This window comes from Streptomyces sp. WAC05292 (genome assembly GCF_003949955.1).
Lineage (GTDB): Bacteria > Actinomycetota > Actinomycetes > Streptomycetales > Streptomycetaceae > Streptomyces > Streptomyces globosus.
The window spans coordinates 1-4,705 of record NZ_RPSE01000447.1; the positions used below are offsets into that span (position 1 = coordinate 1).

General features: G+C 72.9%; 5 protein-coding genes and 1 pseudogene. 4 read left to right on the forward strand and 2 right to left on the reverse strand.

All coding sequences use genetic code 11. The features are described from left to right. Positions 1-126, reverse strand: a pseudogene (locus EF903_RS35590) (N-acetyl-gamma-glutamyl-phosphate reductase); the annotation flags it as partial. Here EF903_RS35590 and argJ point away from each other — a divergent pair. The 4 genes from argJ to EF903_RS28890 are packed head-to-tail and all read left to right on the forward strand — an operon-like array spanning position 70 to position 3,923. Beyond that, a complete protein-coding gene (gene argJ / locus EF903_RS28875) occupies positions 70-1,200 on the forward strand; it encodes a bifunctional glutamate N-acetyltransferase/amino-acid acetyltransferase ArgJ (RefSeq protein ID WP_260616068.1) in 1,131 nt (376 codons plus the stop codon). The pseudogene EF903_RS35590 and the gene argJ sit on opposite strands and share 57 nt — an antisense overlap. Continuing rightward, on the forward strand, positions 1,197-2,150 hold the full coding sequence (gene argB / locus EF903_RS28880; RefSeq protein ID WP_125547956.1) for an acetylglutamate kinase: 954 nt from the start codon (positions 1,197-1,199) through the stop codon (positions 2,148-2,150). The genes argJ and argB overlap by 4 nt, the downstream gene beginning before the upstream one ends. Next, entirely contained in the window at positions 2,147-3,352 is a 1,206-nt protein-coding gene (locus EF903_RS28885; protein WP_125547957.1) for an acetylornithine transaminase, read from the forward strand. Before argB ends, EF903_RS28885 begins: the two co-directional genes overlap by 4 nt. A 7-nt stretch (positions 3,353-3,359) precedes the next feature. After that, complete coding sequence (locus tag EF903_RS28890; protein WP_114056825.1) at positions 3,360-3,923, forward strand: arginine repressor; 564 nt, start codon at positions 3,360-3,362, stop codon at positions 3,921-3,923. A 73-nt stretch (positions 3,924-3,996) separates the two neighbouring features. On the opposite strand, the gene EF903_RS28895 is transcribed toward EF903_RS28890, so the two are convergent. Continuing rightward, on the reverse strand, positions 3,997-4,680 hold the full coding sequence (locus EF903_RS28895) for a L,D-transpeptidase (protein ID WP_260616069.1): 684 nt from the start codon (positions 4,678-4,680) through the stop codon (positions 3,997-3,999). Between the last annotated feature and the right edge of the window lie 25 nt (positions 4,681-4,705).

Here is a 4,705-nt window from a genome sequence, read left to right on the forward strand (position 1 = left end):
GGTGCCCTTGGTGAGGTTGTCGACGGCGCTGATCGCGACGATCCGCTGCGCGGCGGTGTCGAGGGCGACCTGCACCTGGACCGTGTTGGAGCCCAGGACGGAGGCGGTCGCCGGCCACTGGCCCTCGTGGTCAACAACGGGCCCCGACTGGCCGCGGCCGGCGTCTTCACCTCCAACCGCGTCAAGGCCGCCCCCGTGCAGTGGTCCGAGCAGGTCCTGCGCGGCGGCGCCGTCAGCGCCGTCGTCCTCAACTCCGGCGGCGCCAACGCCTGCACCGGCCCCAAGGGCTTCCAGGACACCCACGCCACCGCCGAGAAGGTCGCCGAGGCCCTCGGCGGCGAGCACAACGCCGGAGAGGTCGCCGTCGCCTCCACCGGCCTCATCGGAGTCCTCCTCCCCATGGACAGGCTCCTGCCCGGCATCGACACGGCCGTCGCCGCCCTCTCCGCCGACGGCGGCGAGGCCGCCGCCGTCGCCATCAAGACCACCGACACCGTCCACAAGACCGCCTCCGTCACCCAGGACGGCTGGACCGTCGGCGGCATGGCCAAGGGCGCCGGCATGCTCGCCCCCGGCCTGGCCACCATGCTGGTCGTCCTCACCACCGACGCCGACCTCGACAGCCCCACCCTCGACCGGGCGCTGCGCGCCGCCACCCGCACCACCTTCGACCGCGTCGACTCCGACGGCTGCATGTCCACCAACGACACGGTCCTGCTGCTCGCCTCCGGCGCCTCCGGCAAGACCCCCGCCTACGAGTCCTTCGCCGAAGCCGTACGCACCGTCTGCGACGACCTCGCCCGCCAGCTCATCGGCGACGCCGAAGGCGCCTCCAAGGACATCCGCATCGAGGTCGTCGGCGCGGCCGACGAGGACGACGCCGTCGAGGTCGGCCGGTCCATCGCCCGCAACAACCTCCTCAAGTGCGCCATCCACGGCGAGGACCCCAACTGGGGCCGGGTGCTCTCCGCGATCGGCACCACCTCCGCCGCCTTCGACCCCGACCGGCTGAACGTCGCCATCAACGGCGTCTGGGTCTGCAAGAACGGCTCCGTCGGCGAGGACCGCGACCTCGTCTCCATGAAGGACCGCGAAGTCCGCATCACCGCCGACCTCGCCACCGGCAGCGCCTCCGCCGTCATCTGGACCAACGACCTCACCGCCGACTACGTCCACGAGAACAGCGCCTACTCGTCATGACCGACAACGACAAGGCCGGCCGGCCCGGCACCACCGCCCGCAAGCACACCGCCCTGCCCAAGGCGCAGATCCTCATCGAGGCCCTGCCCTGGCTGACCCGCCACAACGGCAAGGTCGTCGTCATCAAGTTCGGCGGCAACGCCATGGTCGACGACGACCTCAAGGCGGCCTTCGCCCAGGACGTCGTCTTCCTGCGCCACGCCGGCCTGAAGCCCGTCGTCGTGCACGGCGGCGGCCCGCAGATCAACGCCCAGCTCGACAAGCAGGGCCTCGTCAGCGAGTTCAAGGCCGGCCTGCGCGTCACCACCCCCGAGGCCATGGACGTCGTCCGCATGGTCCTCGCCGGGCAGGTCCAGCGCGAGCTCGTCGGCCTGCTCAACCAGCACGGACCGCTCGCCGTCGGCATGACCGGCGAGGACGCCCACACCATCACCGCAACCAAGCACACCCCGCAGATCGACGGCGAGGCAGTCGACATCGGGCGCGTCGGCGAGATCACCGCCATCGACACCGGCGCCATCGAAGCGCTGCTGGCCGACGGCCGGATCCCCGTCATCTCCTCCATCGCGCGCAGCGCCGACGACGGGCACGTCTACAACGTCAACGCCGACACCGCCGCCGCCGCCCTCGCCGCCGCCCTCGGCGCGGAGACGCTGATGGTCCTCACCGACGTCGAGGGCCTGTACGCAGACTGGCCGAACAGCGACGAGGTCATCAGCCGGCTCACCGTCGGCGAGCTGGAGAAGCTCCTGCCCGAGCTGTCCAGCGGCATGGTCCCCAAGATGGAGGGCTGCCTGCACGCCGTCCGCGGCGGCGTCGGCACCGCACGCGTCATCGACGGACGGGTCCCGCACTCGATCCTGCTGGAGATCTTCACCGACGAGGGCATCGGCACCATGGTCGTGCCCGACGCACGGGCAGCGCACACACAGGGAGGGGAGCAGCAGTGACCGGCAGCAGCAACCAGGAGTACGCCGCCCGCTGGCGGGCCTCGCTCACCGACAACTACGGCACCCCCGCCGTCGCCCTCGTCCGCGGCGCAGGCGCCCAGGTCTGGGACGCCGACGGCAAGCAGTACACCGACTTCGTCGGGGGCATCGCCGTCAACGCCCTCGGCCACGCCCACCCCGCCGTCGTCGGCGCCGTCACCCGCCAGATCTCCACCCTCGGGCACGTCTCCAACCTGTACGCCTCCGAGCCCGTCCTCGCCCTCGGCGAACGGCTCCTCCAGCTCTTCGGCCGACCCGGCCGGATTTTCTTCTGCAACTCCGGTGCCGAAGCCGTCGAAGCAGCCTTCAAGATCGGCCGGCTGACCGGGCGGACCGGCATGGTCGCCACCGACGGCGGCTTCCACGGCCGCACCATGGGCGCCCTCGCCCTCACCGGCCAGCCCAAGAAGCAGGACCCCTTCCGGCCCCTGCCCGGCGACGTCACCCACGTTCCCTACGGCGACACCGAAGCCCTCCGGGCCGCCGTCACCGAGGACACCGCGCTCGTCGTCATCGAGCCCATCCAGGGCGAGAACGGCGTCGTCGTCCCGCCCGCCGGCTACCTCAAGGCCGCCCGCGACATCACCCGCGCCACCGGCACCCTCCTCGTCCTCGACGAGGTCCAGACCGGCACCGGCCGCTGCGGCCACTGGTTCGCCCACCAGGCCCACGAAGGCGTCGACCCCGACCTCGTCACACTCGCGAAGGGCCTCGGCGGCGGCCTCCCCATCGGCGCCGTCGCCGCCTTCGGCCCCGCCGCCGGCCTCCTCCAACCCGGCCACCACGGCACCACCTTCGGCGGAAACCCCGTCGCCTGCGCCGCCGGACTCGCCGTCCTCGACACCATCGCCGCCGACGGCCTCCTCGACCGGGTCAAGGCCCGCGGGGAGCAGCTGCGCTCCGGAATCGAGGGCGCCGGCCACCCGCTGGTCTCCCACGTCCGTGGCGAGGGCCTCCTCCTGGGTATCGTGCTGACCGGGCCGTACGCACCGCAGGTGCAGCAGGCGGCCCAGGACGCCGGCTTCCTGGTCAACGCGCCCGCCCCCGACGTCGTACGGCTCATGCCGCCGTACGTGCTCACCGAGGACGAGGCGGACGCGTTCGTACAGGCCCTGCCCGGCATCCTCGACGCAGCCAACGGGGACGGACGAACCGGGGAATGAGACGACGATGAGCCAGGCGCAGGACAACGACCAGTGGGCCTCTCCCCGGCCGGAACCCGCGGGAGGCCCGGCCGTCCCGCAGACCCGCACCGCCCGCCACCGCCGGATCGTGGACATCCTCAACCGGCAGCCGGTCCGGTCGCAGAGCCAACTGGCCAAGCTGCTCGCCGACGACGGGCTGAGCGTCACCCAGGCGACGCTCTCCCGCGACCTCGACGAACTCGGCGCCGTGAAGATCCGCAACACCGGCGGTGAGCTGATCTACGCGGTCCCCAGCGAGGGCGGCTTCCGCACCCCGCAGGCCCCGCTCGGCGAGTCCGCCAAGGAGGAGCGCATGCGCCGCCTCTCCGGCGAACTGCTGATCTCCGCCGAGGCGTCCGCGAACCTCGTCGTCCTGCGCACCCCGCCCGGCGCGGCCCAGTTCCTCGCCTCGGCGATCGACCAGGCCGAACTCCACGCCGTCCTCGGCACCATCGCCGGCGACGACACCCTCATGCTGATCAGCCGCGACCCGGCCGGAGGCCAGGCACTGGCCGACCACATGCTGAGGCTGGCGCAGAAGGAAGGGTGACGGGCCGCCGGCCGGCACCCCAACCCGTCCGGGCATCGGGCGGGTTGGAGCGCCGGGTCGGCCGGGCGGCCCGTCAGTAGCGGGTGACGGCCAGCGCCCCGGACTCCGTACCGATCGCGATGTGCGGGTCGCGCTCCGGGTCCGCCCAGCGCAGGATCGCCCGCATCGCCCCCTCCGGCACCGACACGCAGCCGGCCGTCGCACCCTTGCCGTTCACATGCAGGAAGATGCCCGCGCCCCGCCCGCGCACCGGCTCCTCGTAGTTGAAGCCGATCACCATCGCATGTGCGTACTGCTGCCCGTACGCGACCAGGTGCTCCGCCTCGCCCGGCGCACAGTCCGCGGGCAGCGGCTCCACCCAGCGGTTGTAGCTGCCCGACGCGTTGTCCTGGCACCACCACGACGCGTCGGTGACCGGCCGGTACGCGACCTCCGTGCCCACCGGCGCCCGGCGGATCCCGAACGCGTACGGCAACGCGTACAGGCCCGTCGGCGTGGTGTTCGTGCCCTGGGTGCGGGTCGCGCCCTCCGTCAGCCCGTTCGCACCGAACCGCGCCTCGGCAGTGCCCCGCTCGTACCACCGCCCACCCCACCGGTCCCACCACGTCACCCGCCCGGTGGTGGACCCAGGCGCAGGCGCCACCGCGGTGATCAGCTGACTGCCGCCCCCGGTATCGGCGAGCCGCGCGGGCAGCGGCGGTGGCAGGGGCCCCGGATGCGCGGGGGAGCCGTGCGCGAGCAGGCCGGTGACGATCAGCGAGCCGGTGACGAGGGCGATACGC

Coding starts and splice junctions, on each gene's coding strand:
- argB (WP_125547956.1), top strand. CDS start 1,197: ATGACCGACAACGACAAGGCCGGCCGGCCCGGCACCACCGCCCGCAAG.
- EF903_RS28890 (WP_114056825.1), top strand. CDS start 3,360: ATGAGCCAGGCGCAGGACAACGACCAGTGGGCCTCTCCCCGGCCGGAA.